This is a genomic window from Streptomyces marokkonensis (assembly GCF_039539045.1).
Classification (GTDB): Bacteria; Actinomycetota; Actinomycetes; order Streptomycetales; family Streptomycetaceae; genus Streptomyces; species Streptomyces marokkonensis.
Genome location: NZ_BAABCQ010000032.1, coordinates 38,369 through 54,207, shown reverse-complemented (window position 1 = coordinate 54,207; position 15,839 = coordinate 38,369). Strand labels below are relative to the sequence as shown.

The 15,839-nt window shown below is 70.6% G+C and carries 15 protein-coding genes and 2 pseudogenes; 7 read left to right on the top strand and 10 right to left on the bottom strand.

Annotation, left to right across the window (positions count from 1 at the left end; translation table 11 throughout):
* Window positions 1-38: 38 nt before the first annotated feature.
* On the top strand, window positions 39-473 hold the full coding sequence (locus ABEA26_RS11085; protein ID WP_345591482.1) for a nuclear transport factor 2 family protein: 435 nt from the start codon (window positions 39-41) through the stop codon (window positions 471-473).
* 35 nt (window positions 474-508) lie between these two features.
* On the opposite strand, the gene ABEA26_RS11080 is transcribed toward ABEA26_RS11085, so the two are convergent.
* A complete protein-coding gene (locus ABEA26_RS11080; protein WP_345591480.1) occupies window positions 509-1,174 on the bottom strand; it encodes an IS5 family transposase in 666 nt (221 codons plus the stop codon).
* Window positions 1,175-1,918: 744 nt separating this feature from the next.
* Here ABEA26_RS11080 and ABEA26_RS11075 point away from each other — a divergent pair.
* Window positions 1,919-3,409 carry a UDP-N-acetylmuramoyl-L-alanyl-D-glutamate--2,6-diaminopimelate ligase gene (locus ABEA26_RS11075; protein WP_345591478.1) on the top strand — a complete coding sequence of 497 codons (1,491 nt, stop codon included), beginning with the start codon at window positions 1,919-1,921 and terminating at the stop codon, window positions 3,407-3,409.
* Window positions 3,410-3,465: 56 nt separating this feature from the next.
* The gene (locus ABEA26_RS11070) at window positions 3,466-4,734 is read left to right on the top strand and encodes an IS701 family transposase (RefSeq protein WP_345591476.1); all 1,269 of its coding nucleotides are present in this window, start codon (window positions 3,466-3,468) and stop codon (window positions 4,732-4,734) included.
* Here the strand turns inward: ABEA26_RS11070 and ABEA26_RS36315 are convergent.
* Window positions 4,686-4,838: pseudogene (locus ABEA26_RS36315) on the bottom strand (IS701 family transposase); the annotation flags it as partial. The gene ABEA26_RS11070 and the pseudogene ABEA26_RS36315 sit on opposite strands and share 49 nt — an antisense overlap.
* Window positions 4,839-5,113: 275 nt before the next feature.
* Window positions 5,114-6,022: an NAD(P)-dependent oxidoreductase gene (locus tag ABEA26_RS11065; RefSeq protein WP_345591474.1), complete on the bottom strand. Its 909-nt coding sequence runs from the start codon at window positions 6,020-6,022 to the stop codon at window positions 5,114-5,116.
* Window positions 6,023-6,081: 59 nt separating this feature from the next.
* Between ABEA26_RS11065 and ABEA26_RS11060 the strand changes: the two genes are divergently transcribed.
* Window positions 6,082-6,555 (top strand): MerR family transcriptional regulator, encoded by a 474-nt coding sequence (locus ABEA26_RS11060; protein ID WP_345591473.1) that lies wholly within the window; start codon window positions 6,082-6,084, stop codon window positions 6,553-6,555.
* On the opposite strand, the gene ABEA26_RS11055 is transcribed toward ABEA26_RS11060, so the two are convergent.
* Window positions 6,536-6,820 carry a hypothetical protein gene (locus ABEA26_RS11055; protein WP_345591472.1) on the bottom strand — a complete coding sequence of 95 codons (285 nt, stop codon included), beginning with the start codon at window positions 6,818-6,820 and terminating at the stop codon, window positions 6,536-6,538. The two genes, ABEA26_RS11060 and ABEA26_RS11055, sit on opposite strands and share 20 nt — an antisense overlap.
* Window positions 6,798-6,938 (bottom strand): annotated as a pseudogene (locus tag ABEA26_RS11050) (LysR family transcriptional regulator); the annotation flags it as partial. The pseudogene ABEA26_RS11050 and the gene ABEA26_RS11055, both read right to left, overlap by 23 nt.
* A 211-nt stretch (window positions 6,939-7,149) precedes the next feature.
* Here ABEA26_RS11050 and ABEA26_RS11045 point away from each other — a divergent pair.
* The 3 genes from ABEA26_RS11045 to ABEA26_RS11035 all read left to right on the top strand — a co-directional run bounded on the left by ABEA26_RS11045 (window position 7,150) and on the right by ABEA26_RS11035 (window position 10,985).
* On the top strand, window positions 7,150-8,496 hold the full coding sequence (locus ABEA26_RS11045) for an MFS transporter (protein ID WP_345591470.1): 1,347 nt from the start codon (window positions 7,150-7,152) through the stop codon (window positions 8,494-8,496).
* Window positions 8,497-8,547: 51 nt separating this feature from the next.
* Complete coding sequence (locus ABEA26_RS11040; RefSeq protein WP_345591468.1) at window positions 8,548-9,615, top strand: zinc-dependent alcohol dehydrogenase family protein; 1,068 nt, start codon at window positions 8,548-8,550, stop codon at window positions 9,613-9,615.
* Between the two features lie 95 nt (window positions 9,616-9,710).
* Complete coding sequence (locus ABEA26_RS11035) at window positions 9,711-10,985, top strand: DUF4380 domain-containing protein (protein WP_345591467.1); 1,275 nt, start codon at window positions 9,711-9,713, stop codon at window positions 10,983-10,985.
* A gap of 74 nt (window positions 10,986-11,059) precedes the next feature.
* Here the strand turns inward: ABEA26_RS11035 and ABEA26_RS11030 are convergent, their stop codons facing one another.
* The 5 genes from ABEA26_RS11030 to ABEA26_RS11010 form a co-directional block, all read right to left on the bottom strand.
* Entirely contained in the window at window positions 11,060-11,932 is an 873-nt protein-coding gene (locus tag ABEA26_RS11030; RefSeq protein ID WP_345591466.1) for an SMP-30/gluconolactonase/LRE family protein, read from the bottom strand.
* A 30-nt stretch (window positions 11,933-11,962) separates the two neighbouring features.
* Entirely contained in the window at window positions 11,963-12,952 is a 990-nt protein-coding gene (locus ABEA26_RS11025; protein WP_345591464.1) for a sugar kinase, read from the bottom strand.
* Complete coding sequence (locus ABEA26_RS11020; RefSeq protein ID WP_345591489.1) at window positions 12,949-13,617, bottom strand: bifunctional 4-hydroxy-2-oxoglutarate aldolase/2-dehydro-3-deoxy-phosphogluconate aldolase; 669 nt, start codon at window positions 13,615-13,617, stop codon at window positions 12,949-12,951. The genes ABEA26_RS11025 and ABEA26_RS11020 overlap by 4 nt, the downstream gene beginning before the upstream one ends.
* A 47-nt stretch (window positions 13,618-13,664) precedes the next feature.
* Window positions 13,665-14,810: a galactonate dehydratase gene (dgoD, locus tag ABEA26_RS11015; protein WP_345591462.1), complete on the bottom strand. Its 1,146-nt coding sequence runs from the start codon at window positions 14,808-14,810 to the stop codon at window positions 13,665-13,667.
* An 80-nt stretch (window positions 14,811-14,890) separates the two neighbouring features.
* Complete coding sequence (locus tag ABEA26_RS11010; protein ID WP_345591487.1) at window positions 14,891-15,667, bottom strand: SDR family NAD(P)-dependent oxidoreductase; 777 nt, start codon at window positions 15,665-15,667, stop codon at window positions 14,891-14,893.
* Window positions 15,668-15,839 lie beyond the last annotated feature (172 nt).

Here is a 15,839-nt window from a genome sequence, read left to right as displayed (position 1 = left end):
AGAACGTTAGTGACTCTAACTCTTTGAAGGGAAGCGTCATGACCAGCATCGAAACGCTGATCCGCGACCTCGCTGACCGCACCGAACTGGCTGACCTGGTCTCCCGCCACAGCTTGTGGATCGACGAGGGCCTCTATGACCAGACCGACCGGCTCTTCGCCCCAGACGTCGTCGTCAAGTCGCTCCGTGGGGAGGCTCACGGCATCGAGGCGCTCATCGAACTCGTCCGCGCGCGCCATGACGACTACGCCCGCACCCTGCACAACAAGTCCAACCTCGTCATCGACATCGACGGCGAGACAGCCACGGTGCGGGCCCACGACATTGCCGTCTTCATCATTGATGACAAGACAGAGGCGATCGCAGCCGCGATCCACCATTACGGAGCGCGCCGCTCCGAGGACGGCTGGCGCTTCGACCGCCTCGAAATCACCCCAGTCACGCTGACTGAGGCCCTCGACCGGGCCCTTTAGGGCGAGACTGCAACAGGGTCACAGCGACTGCCGTATCAGAGTGAGTTGGACGTCGCTTCGTAACGGACGGCCAGCTTGTCGTAGCGGGTCGCGACGCCGCGGGCCTGCTTGAGCAGTCCGATCCGGCACTCGACCTTGTGTCTGGCCTTGTACTTCTCGCGGTCGAAGCCGGGCGGTCGGCCGCCCGCCGAGCCCCGACGGAGCCGGTGTCCGGCCTGGTCACGTTTCTCTGGGATTGTGTGCGGGAGCTGTCGCCGACGCAGGTACTCGCGGATCTCGCGAGAGGAGTAGGTCCGGCTCGGCCGCCAAGCCGTCCGCGGGCGTCCCGCCTGGACAATGAGCCCCCTTTTGCGAGCTCCGGCAGCGTGCTGGTGGGCCCGGCAGACCGTCGAGTCCACCGACACCTCCCACTCGATGTGCCCGGCCGCATCGGCCTTGACCTGCAACTTCTCCAGGATGCGGGCCCACGTCCCGTCGATCTGCCATCGCCGGAAGACCGAGTACGCGGTCTCCCACGGCCCATACCTCTGCGGTATGTCCCGCCACGGCGAGCCCGTCCGAGCTCGCCACCAGATCCCGTCGAAGACCTGCCACCGATCCCGCGGCTTGCGCCCCATCGCCGCCAACGGCGGCAACACCGACTCCAGACGCAGCCATCGGTCGTCCGTCAGATCTCCGCGAGCATCCCGAGATCGTTTCACGGCCTTGATCAACATCTCAAACACGGCCTAGGGGGATGGACGTGGGGAGGTGTTCGACGTCGACCTGGCGGCCGCGGTCCCGAAGTGCTCGGGTGAGCCGGGGCGCGTGAGTTGGAACCCTGGTCTCGTTTGTTGGAACCACTCGGTTCCACTGCCGCTGTCGATCTTCCGGGCGAGGTGATCAGCATGGTGGATGAGGTGATCGCCAAGGCCGCGTGGTGGGGCATCGGATCGGGGCGGGAGAGCTGGGCTCCTGCATCGCCGCGCCGGAGACGCAGGGTATGCATGGGTTCCTTGGGGTGGGCGACTTCGGTCGGTCGCGCACTCCGTTCCCGTAGGCGCGGGCGCTCGGGGCACGTACACTCGCCGTATGGGGCATACACATACGGCGGCGGAGGGCTCGGTCCGGGCCCCTCAACCGCTGGGTCCCGTCGCGCCCCGTGCGCGCTGCCGTGCGCTGCACGGTCACGGCTAGCAACTTTCCCGACGGGCCCGCGCATCCGGTTCTCCCGCCTCCCTCGTCCCGCCGTGCGCAGGCGCCCGCAGGCAGCACCTCCACGGCGGACCCGGCGCGCCGCGGCCTCCTCCTGAGCCTTTGCCGAAGGGTTCCGCGGGCTCCCGCACCGTGTATCCCTGAACCGCACATTCCCCCTCCCGCACTTCCCCCTGCGCCCGCGCCCCTGGCGTGCCGCCGGTGTCGCTTCCCGCGACCCGGCGGGTCGGCCGCATCCTGAGAGGACCCCTGTGAAGCTGAGCGAGTTGCTGGCCGGGCACGATCACGAACTGCTTCTGGGCGATCCGGGGACGAGAGTCACCGCGGGAGCATGCTTGGATGCCCACCGCGTCTCGCCGGGTTCGCTCTTCCTCGCGGTGCCCGGGCACCGCGAAGGCGGCCCCGAGGCCGTCGGTTCCGCGCTGGCGCGGGGCGCCGTCGCGGTGCTCGTCGAGGAGCCCCCGGCCGGTCTTCCCGCAGCGGTATGGCCGTCGGCACAAGGTGCCTGCGTCGTGCGGGTGGCCGACACCCGTAAGGCCGCAGCGCTGATCACCTCGCGCTACTACGGGGAGCCCGGCCGGTCGATGGACATGGTGGCCGTCACCGGCACCAACGGCAAGACGTCCGTCTCGTACATGGTGGAGTCCGTGCTGCGGATCGCCGAGGGCGGGAAGGTGGGTGTGATCGGGACGGGCGGGAACCGGATCGGGGACGAGCTGATCCCGATGCCGCGCTCGGTCCTGACCACTCCGGAGTCACCGGACTTCCAGTATCTGCTGGGGCACATGCGCGATCACGAGGTGGGCACCGTGGTCCTGGAGGCCACCTCGATGGGCCTGCTGAACCACCGGATCGACCACTCCTTCATCGACGTGGGCGTCTTCACCAACCTCACCCAGGACCACTTGGACGACCACGGCACGATGGAGCACTACCGGGACGCCAAACTCCGGCTTTTCGACGGACTCTGCCGGCGCGCGGTGGTCAACGCGGACGACCCGGTCGGCGCGCTGATTCCGGCGATGATGCCGGGTCTGGTCCGTACGTACGCCCTGGACGCCGAAGCCGACTACCGGGCGACCGACCTGGACATGGATGCCTTCGGCACGCGGTTCACGCTCCACCACGAGGGGCGCAAGTATCCGGCCGCGATCCCCGTGCCCGGCAGGTTCTCGGTTTCCAACGCCCTGGCCACCCTGGCCGCATGCCATCTGCTGGACCATGACTTGGCCGGTCTGGTGGCGGCGCTCGACCGGATGCCCCCGGTCCCCGGGCGGCTGGAACGGCTCGAGACCCCGCAGGGCGCTTCCGTGATCGTGGACTACGCGCACTCGCCCGACTCCTTGGACAAGGTACTCGCCGCCATCAGGGACTTCGCCGCTGCACGCGTCATCACGGTCTTCGGCTGCGGAGGAGACCGGGACGTCACCAAGCGGACCCAGATGGGCGAGATCGCCGGGTCCCACTCCGATCTGTGCGTGCTCACATCGGACAACCCTCGTGACGAGGACCCCGAGGCGATCATGGACCAGATCGCTCCGGGACTCACGGCCACCGGCACCCCCTTCGAGCGGATCGCCGACCGCCGCGACGCCATCGCCTTCGCCCTGTCCGCCGCCGGGCCGGCCGACATCGTGCTGGTCGCGGGGAAGGGCAGTGAGCCGTACCAGATCGTCGGCGACCAGCTGATCCCGTTCAGCGATATGGCGACGGTGCGCGAGCTGTCCGCCGTACGGGACTAACTAGTAGCGCTTCGTTACGTTGAGTGATCGCGGCTGATCACGGGCAGCTTCCCGGAATGAGGTTGGGCAAAGTGGAACGGCTCCGGGGCGAGTTTTCGGTCGTTGCCGATGTGTTCGGGTCGTTTCCGCGGCGGGATCACCGGCGGTGGGACGAGTGTCATCTGCGGGGCCTGATGCTCGACGGTCGGCGCAAGTCGATCCAGCCGATGGCCGAGCGTCTGCCGGACGGGAACATGCAGGCCCTGCAGCAGTTCGTGAACCAGTCGCCATGGGATCCGCTGCCGGTCAGGCAGCGGACCGCCGAGCGGCTGTCCGGAGTTGTCAGGCCCGAGGTGTGGGTGATCGACGATGTGTCGTTCCCCAAGTGCGGCAAGGCGTCGGTCGGGGTGGCCCGCCAGTACTGCGGAGCGGTCGGCAAACGGGCGAACTGCCAGGTCGCGGTCAGTGTCCATGCCGCCACCGACACGGCCTCGTGCCCGTTGGAGTGGCAGTTGTATCTGCCGCGTGAGTGGACGGACGAACCGGAGCAATGCCGCAGGGCAGGAGTCCCCGACGACGTGGTGCACCAGGAGAAGTGGCGTCTCGCGCTCGGTCTGCTGGACACACTCGCCCAGTGGCAGTTGAAGGCACCGGTCGTGGTCGCCGACGCCGGCTACTGCGTCAGCACCCCGTTCCGGCTCGGCCTCGAGGAGCGTGGGCTGTCCTATGTCCTGGCCCTGACCGGGAAGGAAGTCGCCCACCCGGAGGATGTTGAGCCGTACCAGCCTGCTTACGGCGGGCTGGGACCGCCCACCCTTCCCCGCTACCGCACCCCACCGCGAGCCGTCTGCGTCCTCGCAGCGGAGGCCGGTGCCGACCGGTTCACCGAGGTGACCTGGAGGCAGAGCAGCAAAGGCGCGATGACCTCACGCTTCGCGGTCCTGACGGCCCGGCCTGCGGGCAAGCAGTCCCTGGCCGCAGCGCAGGAAGCGGGCGGCGGCCGCAACCGGTGGGACGGCGTCCTGCCCGTCCAGACACTCCTGGTCGAATGGCCGGGCGGCCAGGACGCTCCGACGGACTACTGGATATCGAACCTGCCCGCCACCACACCGGCCGCTGACCTGGTGCGGTGGGCCAAGATGCGCTGGCGGATCGAGCACGACTACCGCGAGCTCAAGCACGGCCTCGGACTGGACCACTTCGAGGGCCGCACCTGGCGCGGCTGGCACCACCACGTCACCCTCGTCACCGCCGCCCAGGCATTCCTCACCCTCAGGCGGCTCGACCCAAAAGTCCGTTGCCAACCGCTCTTGCGGCCGACCGGGCCCAGCAGGGCACGGACGTAGTCGCGCATGCGGCGTCACAGGTCGGCGCGGCCGAAGCGGTGGCCGATGCGCAGGAAGAGGTCGTCGAGTTCACAGTCCCAGGTCGCGTCGGCAAGGTCGTCGATCACGCAGGGAGACTGCCCTCATCACAGCTCGGACAGTTCTCGATGCCACTCGTTGGAGGGGCGGTCCGGCAAGACCACCCCTGACATCACATCAGCCCACTACACTCCCCACGATGCCTCTGACCAGGCCAGATAGCGAACCGCTGCTGGAGTATTGGGCATCACGGTCCGGTACTCGAACAGCACGAAGGAACTGAGGGTCCCCACTCGGCGCCGCTACGAAGGAATTGGGCAACGTTCGTCCTGTCAGTAGTGCGCCTCAACGCCACATGAGGTCATGAAGGCGGTGTCGCCTTTTTGAAGACTTCGAGCACGGCCAGGTAGTTCTTGCCGCTGGAGCCCTCGGCGATCGCCTGCTCAGCGATCGCCTTCATGAGCCGCGGCTGTTCGGAGTGAATGCCCTGCTCCACACAAGTGCGGGTGATGTGCTCAAGCGCGTTGAGGTTCATCTCCATGGTGCCCACGTCGCCGGGATAGTTGCCCTTGTCCAGGTCGGGAGCCTGCTCGGTGAGGGTTGAGTCCACCACCGAGGGCATGAACCAGTTGAGCGCGAGATCGGCGAACGTGACCGCCGAGACGTTCGCCGACCCGACCAGCGCGGTGGCGTGCAGAAAGCCGTTCATGGTCGCGTACATCATGTCGAGCAGTGCCGCGTTGTACAGCACCGCCAGGCTCGGGTCGGAGCCGAGGTACCGGGGGTCGCCCATGCCCGCCAGCGTCGCCCGATGCTCGTCGAATACATCCTGTGAACCGCTATAGAGGAAGACGGAGTCGGGGTGCCCGACGAGCGGCGGCGGCACCATGATCGCGCCGTCCATATAAGCGGCGCCTCGCTCGGTTGCCCAGCCGACCGCAGCGTGTGCCTCATTCGGGGTACCGGAGTTGAGGTTTACCAATGCGCGGTCCTTCAAGGCGTCACCAGCGGTGTCGAGGACCGCGTACATGGTCTCGTAGTCCTTCAGGCACACGATCGTGACAGGGCTCGCGGACACCGCCTCGGCGACGGTCCCCGCGCGGTGGACGCCCTTGGTGACGAGGCTGTTGGCTTTCTCCGGGGTGCGGTTCCAGACGGTCGTGGGGTGGCCGTGTTCCAGAAGCGTCTCGGCGAGGGCGAGACCCATGGGACCGAGGCCGATGACGGTAACGGGTGCGTGCTGCGGGCTTGCTGATCGATGGCTCGTCATGCGGCATAGACTGCTTTCTCACATCGATGTGAGAGTCAACTGAACGTGGTGGTCGTCACATGCGCATGGGGGAGTTCTCCCGGCGGACCGGGGTCAGCCAACGCCTGCTGCGCTACTACGAGGAGCAGGGGCTGCTCAAGCCATCGCGGCGGCCAAGCGGATATCGCGAGTTCACGGAAGAGGACATAGCCACAGTGCGGGGCATCCGCATGCTGCTCGGCGCCGGTCTCAACACCGCCACCATCGCCGAACTGATGCCCTGCATGGTCGACGACGGGCAGACTCTGGCGCCGGCCTGTTCTGGCATGCTGCCCGACCTGAACCGGGAACGTGAACGCATCAACGAGGCCGTCGCCGGCCTGCTGGCCGCACGGGACACGCTGGACGCCGTCATCGCCGCCACGGCGCCGACCGGAGGCGACGATCCGGAAGCCTGCTCTGCGGCCGGTGCCGCAAAGCGGCCCGGCGACGCCACTGCGGTACCGCTCGGCATCAGGTCTGACCAGCGTCGGATCAGGCGACGTCGACCCTGATCACGACGGCGCGGAGGCGCCGGTCGTCGGCTGTGGCGGTTTCGCCGGGTGATGTGGAGGCGGAGCATGCTGCCCTGTTCCTTGTGGTCGGCGTGATCGGTGCGTCGAGGGCACCCACCAGCCGCACGGCCGCGCCCGGCGGTCCGCCGTGCGTGTCCGTCACCTCGATGCGCAGGCCCTCGATGCGCAGGCCCTCCGTGCGTAGCGGGAGGCGGAGTTCGAAGTCCCGGGCGGGTACCCGGCCGGGAGGGCATCGAGGCAACATCCAGGCGTCCGGTGCGCAGTTCGTGGACGGCTGCGACGCTCGCGGGTGCGGTCTCCAGGCTGCGCACGGCCGCGCGGGCCGGTTCGATCAGCGCCCTGCCCGCCTCCGTGAGTAGGGCACCGCCGGATCCGGACGGGGGCGGTTCTCGTGGCCAGGGCAGACAGCGTCCCCGGCGTCCGCCCCGCCCACCACAAGCCATGACCACCGACTTCACCGCGTCCTGTGACCGCTACCACCATTGAAACCCCAGATTAATTCATATTTAATGGCTGCGCTGCCGCTTCCGGCTACGTCCCCGGCCTGCCCCGGGCCTCAGGAAGGAACCATCGATGAGCACAGCCCCCGGCGCGCCGACGGTGCCGCGCAGCGCGCTGCCCTGGATGGAGCGCATAGGCATCCCCCGCCCCCTGATGTGGGGATACGTCGCGGTTCTGATCTTCATGATCGGCGACGGCGTGGAGTCCAACTACCTGGAGCCGTACCTCCGCGACAGCGGCTTCACCTCCTCCGGCGCGGGTCTCGTCATCAGCGTCTACGGCGCCTTCGTCGCCCTCGGCTCCTGGCTTTCCGGTGCCCTTTCCAACGTGTGGGGACCGCGCCGTGTGATGCGGATCGGCTCGGTGCTCTGGATCGTCTTCGAGGTCCTCTTCCTCACGGTGGCCCTCCCCAGCGAGAACCAGCTCCTCGTCTACGTCTTCTACGGCCTGCGCGGCATCGCCTATCCGCTGTTCGCCTACGCGTTCCTGCTGTGGATCCAGCTCACCGCCCGCAAGGAACTGCGCGGTTCCGCCGCGGGCTGGTTCTGGTTCGCCTACAGCGCGGGGCTGCCGACCATCGGCTCCGCCATCGCCGCCGTCAGCATCCCGCTGGTCGGCGCCTACTCCACCTTCTGGCTCTCCCTGGGGCTGGTCGCGGTGGGCGCGGCGATCGGCTCCTTCGCCGTCAAGGAGGCCCGCGGCACCCGGCCGATGGTCGACACCACGGCCCCGGACTTCTCCTTCCGAACGGAACTGCTGCGCGGTGTCAGCGTGCTCAAGCGCCACCCGCGCATCGGGATCGCCGCGGTGGTCCGGATGATCAACACCACCCCGTACTTCGGGTTCTTCGTCTTCCTGCCGTCGTTCTTCACCGACGACATGGGCATCAGCGAGTCCAAGTACCTCGCCCTGGTCACCTTCATGGGCGTCATCGGCATCCTCGCCGACCCGTTCTTCGGCCGGATCAGCGACCGGCTGGGCTGGCGCTCCACCATCGCCTGGGCCGGCGGCGTCGGTTGCGCGCTCGGCGTGGCTCTCGTCTACTGGGTGCCGCAGCTCGCACCCGGCAACTACGCCGTCGCCCTGCTGGCCACGGTCGTCTACGGCATCATGCTCGCCGGATACATCCCGCTGTCCGCGCTGCTGCCGTCCCTGGTGCCCGAAGAGGACAAGGGCAACGCCATGGGCATCTACAGCCTCGCCGCCGGACTCTCCACCTTCGTCGGGCCCCTGACGTACTCCGTCGTCGACCCGCTCGTCGGCCACACCGGCGTCGTCATCGTCTACATCGGCATGTACCTGGCGGGCGCCGTACTCACCTGGCGCTACCTGGACGTGCCCGAGGACCCGGGGTCGCACCGCACCGATGGTGCCATGCCGTCGGTCTCCCCCGCGCCGAAGAACCTCCAAGCGTCCTGACCGGCCGCGTCCTCTCCCCCACACCCAGTACCCGAAGCAACGAGGAACGACATGAGCACACCCTCCAGCACCGCCACCATGACCGGCGCCTTCCTGCCCGGTGATGGCACCGTCGACCTGCGCGAGACGCCCCGGCCCCGGGCCGGTCACGGCCAGGTCGTCCTGCGCACACGCGCCTCGGGTATCTGCGGCAGCGACATCCACTACATCTACAACGGCCACATCGGCGAGGGCGGCGCCCGCTACGACGACGTGGTGGCGGGGCACGAGCCGGCCGGCGAGGTCGTCGAAGTGGGCCCCGGCTGCAAGCGACTCAAGCCCAGCGACCGGGTCGCGGTCTACCACATCTCCGGCTGCGGCCAGTGCGACGAGTGCGCGCGCGGCTACTTCATCGGCTGCACCTCCGAGTCCCGCGCGGCCTACGGCTGGCAGCGCGACGGTGGCCACGCCCCGTATCTCCTCGCCGAGGAGAACACCTGTGTCCCGCTGCCCGAGCCGCTCACCTACGTCGACGGCGCCTTCATCGCCTGCGGCATCGGCACGGTCTACGAGGCACTCTCCCGGATCGCGCTGAGCGGGGCGGACCGACTGCTGGTCACCGGGCTCGGCCCGGTCGGCGCGGCGGCGGCCATGGTCGCCCGCGCCTTCGGCGTGCGTACCGTGTACGGCGCCGAGGTCGTCCCCGAACGGATGGAGTGGGCACGCTCGCTCGGGTTGTTCGACGAGGTGCTCGACTCCTCCGCCGAGCCGCTGGACCGGGTGCTGGAGCTGACCGGTGGCATGGGCGTCGAAGCGGCCGTGGACTGCTCCGGTCACCCTGCGGCCCGCTCCCTCGCCCTCAAGGCGCTGCGGGTGCGCGGCCGGCTCGCGCTCGTCGGCGAGGGCGGGCAGATGAATTTCGACGTCTCGGACGACGTCCTGCACAAGCAGGTGCTGATCTCCGGCTCCTGGGTCACCTCCGTGCAGGGCATGACACGGCTGGCCGAGCTGCTCGCCCGGCAGGAACTGCATCCTGAGCGGCTGGTCAGCGACCGCTTCCCGCTCACCGAGGCCCAGCGCGCCTACGAGGCGGCGGCGGGCCGCGCCGCGGGCAAGGTCTGCCTCGTCTTCGAGGACTGACCGCACGCGCCGCGTCATTCCTTTCCTTCCGTACGGCCCGGACGGCAGTGACTCCACCGCTGCCGTCCGGGCCCGTTCTTCAGAGGAGCACCTCCGTGAGCAGTACACCCGCACACCGAGCCGGAGAGGTCCGGGTCAGCGCCGTCCGGCGGGCGCGCGCCGGCCACGAGGTCGTGGAGGTGGACAACGGCCTGGTCCGGTTGGTGATCGCTCCCGCGTTGGGCGGCCGCGTCCTGTCGGCGGTCCGCGACGGCCGTGAGTTCCTCCACCGGAACCCGGACCTTCTGGACGACGCGCTCAACGCCCGGGACCCGCGGGCCGTCGGCCCGCACGACGGCCCGATGTCCGCCTGGCGCAACTGGGGCGGCGACAAGACCTGGCCGGCCCCGCAGGGCTGGTCGGGGCCCGGGGAGTGGGCGGGTCCCCCGGATCCCGTCCTGGACTCGGGCGCGTACACCTGCGAGGTGGATGTCGCGGCCGACGGTTCGCGCGCCGACATCACTCTCGACAGCGGCGACGATCCCCGTACCGGGCTCCGCCTGACCCGCCGGATCACGCTCGCGGCCGGCCGCTGCGACTTCGCGCTGCGGCTCAGCGCCCAGAACGTCTCGGCACGGACCGTTCGGTGGGCGCTGTGGAACGTCACCCAGTTGCCGGGCCACCCCGCCGAGCGGCCGGGTGACGGGGTGTGGCTGGGGACGACCGGGTCCGGCACGCCGGACACCGTGGACCTGGTAGCGGGCACCGGAAGGCCGCGCCTCGAGCGCCACGGCGACGTCCTCCACGTCCCCGCGCAGGACGTGGTCGGCAAGGTCGGCTTCCCCACTGCGGCAGGATGGATCGCCCACGTCGGCCCGGCCGGCACCTGGACCTACCACTTCCCCGTCGACCCCGCCGCCCCCTACACCGATGACGGTTCGCGGGCCGAGGTGTGGATGGAACACCCACTGGACGCGCCGCTGGAACACCTGGGGGGCCTGCGGCCTCGCCACCGGGTCGTGGAGTGCGAGGCGCTCGGCCCCTACCGCGAACTGGCACCCGGCGACACCGCCGCACTGGACGGCACCGTGTCCCTCGGTCCCCGGCTCGGCGCGGTGACCTCGGTCGGCAGGCACGCCTGGTGGAGCGAGCCGCTCACGTACACCGACGACGGGCAGGTGACCGGCGTGTGCGTACCGGCGGGCGCCGGCTCGGCGGCCCTGCTGCTACGGGACTCCACGGGCCGGGTGCTCCGGCGGCAACCACTCGGTGAGTGCGCAGCGGGTACGCCCCTGGTACTGGCCGTCCGAGTGCCGGCCGACCCGGACGCCGTACGCGTGGAGGTGTGCTGCGGGACGGACGTCCTGGGAGCGCTGGTCGTGGCCGGCTGACCCGCTCCGCTCGTACACGTGTGCCCGGGACCACGAGGGATGTGGTACCGGGCACACGTGTACGGGTACTGCGGTCAGGTCGCCATGGAGCGGTAGGCGGCCGTCGGCAGGCCGGGCACCTCCACCCGGGCCCGGAACACGGCCCCGTCCAGCGGCCCGGGCGCGGCGAGTCCCACCCGGGCCGTCGTGACGTACAGGGTGCGTCCGTCGTCTCCGCCGAGGCAAAGGCCCGCGGGCTGGGTCACGGGCAGGCTCAGTACGGTCGCCAGGGTGCCGTCGGGCAGGTAGCGGCGGACCTCGCCCGCGCCCCAGACCGCCGTCCACAGGGCGCCTTCGCCATCCACGGTCATACCGTCGGGGCTGCCCTCGGTGACCCGGGCGAACTCGTCGCCCTCGGTGAGACCGCCGTCGCTCGGGTCCACGGAGTAGCGCCGTACGAGACCACGCGCGCTGTCGGCGAGGTACATGGTGGTGCCGTCCCGGTCGAAGGCGGGACCGTTGGGGGTGGTGATGTCGTCCAGGGCCCGGGTGAGCGTGCCGTCGGGGTCGGTCCGGTACAGGGAGCCGGCGCCGGGTGTTCCGTCGTAGGACATGCTTCCCGCCCAGAAGCGGCCGTGCGGGTCGGCGCAGCCGTCGTTCATGCGCATCGCCGTCGGCGCGTCCTGCTCGGGGTCGGCCAGCCACTCGGGGCCCGTGCCCGGGGTGAGCAGGCAGATCCCGGTGCCGGCCGCCGCGATCCAGGTGCCGGGCCGGCCGGTGACCGGGGCGACTGCGCCGAGCGGCACGTCCAAGTGGGCAAGGACGCGCAGCGGGGCGGCGCCGTCCCCGTCGGGGGTGAGCAGGCGGCCGGTGAGGATGTCGACGCAGAGGAGCCGGCCGTCGGCCCAGCGGATGCCCTCGCCGAGTTCCAGGCGGTCCGGTGCGCCCAGAGGCGACAGATCGGTCATGGTGAGGCGCTCCCGGTGATCGTGGACGGGTCAGCGGATCGTGGCGCCCGGGGCTGCGGTGAGCAGACCCAGTTCGTCACGGCGGGGCAGGCCCTCCCAGTCGCCGTCCGAGGCGACGGCGAACGCGCCGAGGGTGTTGGCGCGGTCGAGGCGTCCGTCCGGAGACAGTCCGTCGAGCAGTCCCGAGAGGTAGCCGGCGCAGAACGCGTCGCCCGCTCCCACCGTGTCCCGTACGGGCACCCGCAGGGCGGGGACCGTGTGCCGGTAGCCGGCCCGGTCACGGAAAGCGGCTCCCTCTCCCCCGCGCTTGACTACCACCTCCCGCACCCCGGTTGCCAGCAGCGCGTCGACGGCGGCTTCCTCTCCCCGCGGCGGCTCGGCGAAGGCGCCGGTGACGACGGGGAGTTCGTCGTCGGAGGCGATCAGGACGGTGACGTGCTCCAGCAGCGGCAGCAGTGCCTCTCCCGCGTCCTCGGCACTCCACAGGCGCTGCCGGTGGTTGACGTCCAGGGCGACGGTCCAGCCGTGGGCGTGCGCGTGGGCGGCGGCCTCGTGCACCGCCTCCAGCGGGCCGGGGCCGAGGGCGCAGGTGATGCCTGTCAGATGCAGGACGCGGGCGCCGGTGCGTAGAGCGGGTGCGAGGTCGGCCGGGGTGAGCAAGGAGGCGGCGGAGTGGCGGCGCCAGTAGTGGACGCGGACCAGGTCGGCGACGCGTCGCTCGCGGAGCATGCCGCCGGTGGGGGCCTCGGGGCGGACGCCGGCGGGGGAGGTGTCCACGCCTTCGCCACGCAGCGTGCGCAGGATCAGCCGGCCGGGTTCGTCGCCGCCGACCAGGCCCGCCCAGGCGGCCCGGTGGCCCAACCGGGCCAGGCCGATGGCCACGTTGGACTCGGCACCGGCGATGGTGGTGCGGGCCTCGGCGCCGATGGCGAGCGGCCCGGGCAGTTGCGCGGCGAGCATGGTCTCGCCGAACGTCAGGACGTCGGCGGCTGCCTGTCCGGTGTGCGGACCGGTACTCATGCCCGCCCCCGCGTGGTGTCACCGGCGCAGAGCGCGACGAAGCGGCGGGCGCGTTCGCGCAGGGCCTCCAGATCGCCGCCGCGCGCGGCGTCGCCCACCAGTGGGGAGCCGACGCCGACCGCGACGGCGCCGTGCGCGAGGTATTGCTCGGCGCCGGTCAGGTCCACCCCGCCGACCGGTACGAAGGGCAGGTCCGGGAAGGGGTCGCGGAGCGCCTTGAGGTAGGAGGGGCCGCCGAGCGAGGCGGGGAACAGCTTGACGGCGTCGGCTCCGGCGCGCCGGGCGGCGACGGCCTCGGTCGGGGTGAGCGCGCCGGCCAGCACCGGCAGTCCGACGCGGACCGAGGCGGCCAGGGACTCCGTGAGCGCGGGAGTCACGATCCAGCTCGCGCCGGCCTCCCGGGCGCGGGCGACGTCGTCCTCGGTCAGCACGGTGCCCGCTCCGACGAAGGCCGAGGGGCCGGCCTCGGCGACGGCCCGGCGGATGACACCGAGGGCGTCGGCCGTGTTGAGGGAGACCTCGACGAGGGACACGCCCTCGTCGAGCAGGGTCAGGACGGTGCGCAGCGCGGCGTCGGCGTCAGGGCCGCGCACGATGGCGGCCAGCCGGGTGCGCCGCAGCACGGCGGAGAAGCTGTCGGTGGCGCGGGGCTGCGGGGCGTTCATGGTCACGTCCAGGAAGGTCGGGGTCGGGCGGGGGTCACCGGGCGGGGTCACCATTCGGCGAAGGAGCCGTCGGTGTGCCGCCACAGCGGGTTGTGCCAGTCCGCGACGGTGTTGTCGGCGGCGCGGACCGCCTTCTCGTCCACCTCGATACCGAGGCCGGGGACGGCGGTGCGCAGCAGGTGGCCGTCGTGGAACCGCAGCGGCGTGGTGTCGATCAGGTAGTCCAGCGGACCGGCGCCCACGTTGTAGTGGATGCCTATGCTCTGCTCCTGGATGAGGAAGTTCGGGGTGCCGAAGGCGACCTGGAGGCTGGCGGCGAGCGAGACGGGTCCCAGCGGGCAGTGCGGGGCCAGCAGTACGTCGAAGGTCTCGGCAAGCGCGGCGATCCGACGGACCTCGGAGATGCCGCCGGCATGAGAGAGGTCGGGCTGGAGGACGGCCACCCCAGCGGTGAGAGCGGGCAGAACGTCGGTCCGCGAGTAGAGGCGCTCGCCGAGGGCCAGCGGTACGGGGGACGACGCGGTCAGGTCCCGCAACCGGTGGGTGTACTCGGGGAGTACGGGTTCCTCGACGAACAGCGGGTTGTACGGGGCCAGGTGCGGCAGCAGCTTGGCGGCGTTGGCGAGGGTGAACCGGCCGTGGAAGTCGACGGCGAAGTCCCGGTCGTCGCCGAGGGCCTCGCGGGCGGCCGCCGCACGGGAGACGATCTCGTCGATGTCTCGGACGGTCGCCAGCCGGTTCATCCGGCCTCCGGCGTTCATCTTGACGGCGGTGAAACCGGCTTCCACCTGCTCCCGGACGGCTTCGGCGATCTGGCCGGGCTCGTCGCCGCCGACCCAGGTGTAGGCCCGGACCCGGTCGCGCACGGGGCCGCCGAGCAACTGGTACACGGGGGCGCCGTACACCTTGCCGGCGATGTCCCACAGCGCCTGGTCGAGTCCGGCGACCGCGCTGGAGAGAACGGGGCCGCCGCGGTAGAACGACCCCTTGGTCATGGTCTGCCAGTGGTCCTCGATACGCAACGGGTCCTGGCCGACGAGGAGTTCGGACAGCTCTTGCACGGCGGTGCGTACCGTGGCCGCACGGCCCTCGACCATGGGCTCGCCCCAGCCGACGACGCCGTCGTCCGTCTCGACACGGCACAGCAGCCAGCGCGGCGGCACGGCGAACGTCTCGACGCGGGTGATCTTCATGCTTCTCCTTTGTGCGGCCGGGTGCCGTCGGCCGGTCGGGATACCGGACACGGGCGTCCTCCGCGGGGGGCAGGCACGGTTCAGGCAGAGGTCTTGTAGGCGCTCCAGCCGCCATCGACGACCAGCGAGGCGCCGGTGACGAAAGAGGCGTCGTCACTCAGCAGAAAAGCCGTGGCCCCGGCGATCTCTTCGGGACGGCCGAGCCGTGCGGCGACGGTCTGCCCAGCGCTGCGCTGCCGGTCCTCCTCGCCGATGCCGTCCCAGGCGCGCGTGAGCACGGGCCCGGGCAGCAGCGCGTTGACCCGTACGTCGGGCCCGTACTCGACGGCCAACTGGCGGGCCAGTCCGGTGAGTCCGGCTTTGGCGGAGGCATAGGCGGGGCGGCCGGGCAGTCCGACGAGGGCGTGGACCGAGGAGACGAGGACGGCGCTGCCACGGGTGGCGCGCAAGTCGTCCAGGCAGGCACGAAAGCCGAGGAAAGCTCCGGTCAGCGTTACTCCGAGCTGCTGGTTCCACTGGTCGAGCGTGGTGTCGTGGGCGGGCGCCACACGCACGGAATAGGCGTTGGAGACGAGAGCCGAGACGGGGCCGTAGGCGCCGCGAACGGCGTCCAACGCCGCGGCCCAGGACCCTTCGTCGCTCACGTCGGTCGGGTGGAACATCGCCTCCCCGCCGGCGTCCCGGATGGCGCGGGCCGTGCGCTCCCCTTCCGACGCGTCGATGTCGGCGACGAGAACGCGGGCCCCCTCGTCGGCGAGCCGTCGGGCTACGGCCGCACCGATCCCCCCGGCCGCGCCCGTGACCACGGCGACGCGCCCGTCAAAACGGGGCCAGGCCCCGGAAGGCTGCGGATACATGGACGGCATGGGCGGCTCCGAAGGCTGCGGCGCGGACGGGACGGTTGTGGTCGGCGGTCATGGCCGCCTCCCCAAGGATATTAAATATGAATTATTGAGTGAGGCCAAGATGCCTCAGCGAGGCACCGATCACAATGGAGGAACGCGCCGCCCCGGCGTACCGGCGGCGGCG

Excerpts from the sequence above, each read along its gene's own strand:
- ABEA26_RS11040 (WP_345591468.1), top strand. The coding sequence starts at position 8,548 with ATGAGCACACCCTCCAGCACCGCCACCATGACCGGCGCCTTCCTGCCC.
- ABEA26_RS11065 (WP_345591474.1), bottom strand. The coding sequence starts at position 6,022 with ATGACGAGCCATCGATCAGCAAGCCCGCAGCACGCACCCGTTACCGTC.
- ABEA26_RS11020 (WP_345591489.1), bottom strand. The coding sequence starts at position 13,617 with ATGAACGCCCCGCAGCCCCGCGCCACCGACAGCTTCTCCGCCGTGCTG.
- ABEA26_RS11030 (WP_345591466.1), bottom strand. The coding sequence starts at position 11,932 with ATGACCGATCTGTCGCCTCTGGGCGCACCGGACCGCCTGGAACTCGGC.
- ABEA26_RS11055 (WP_345591472.1), bottom strand. The coding sequence starts at position 6,820 with ATGTTGCCTCGATGCCCTCCCGGCCGGGTACCCGCCCGGGACTTCGAA.
- ABEA26_RS11010 (WP_345591487.1), bottom strand. The coding sequence starts at position 15,667 with ATGTATCCGCAGCCTTCCGGGGCCTGGCCCCGTTTTGACGGGCGCGTC.
- ABEA26_RS11085 (WP_345591482.1), top strand. The coding sequence starts at position 39 with ATGACCAGCATCGAAACGCTGATCCGCGACCTCGCTGACCGCACCGAA.
- ABEA26_RS11045 (WP_345591470.1), top strand. The coding sequence starts at position 7,150 with ATGAGCACAGCCCCCGGCGCGCCGACGGTGCCGCGCAGCGCGCTGCCC.
- ABEA26_RS11070 (WP_345591476.1), top strand. The coding sequence starts at position 3,466 with ATGAGGTTGGGCAAAGTGGAACGGCTCCGGGGCGAGTTTTCGGTCGTT.
- dgoD (WP_345591462.1), bottom strand. The coding sequence starts at position 14,810 with ATGAAGATCACCCGCGTCGAGACGTTCGCCGTGCCGCCGCGCTGGCTG.
- ABEA26_RS11025 (WP_345591464.1), bottom strand. The coding sequence starts at position 12,952 with ATGAGTACCGGTCCGCACACCGGACAGGCAGCCGCCGACGTCCTGACG.
- ABEA26_RS11060 (WP_345591473.1), top strand. The coding sequence starts at position 6,082 with ATGCGCATGGGGGAGTTCTCCCGGCGGACCGGGGTCAGCCAACGCCTG.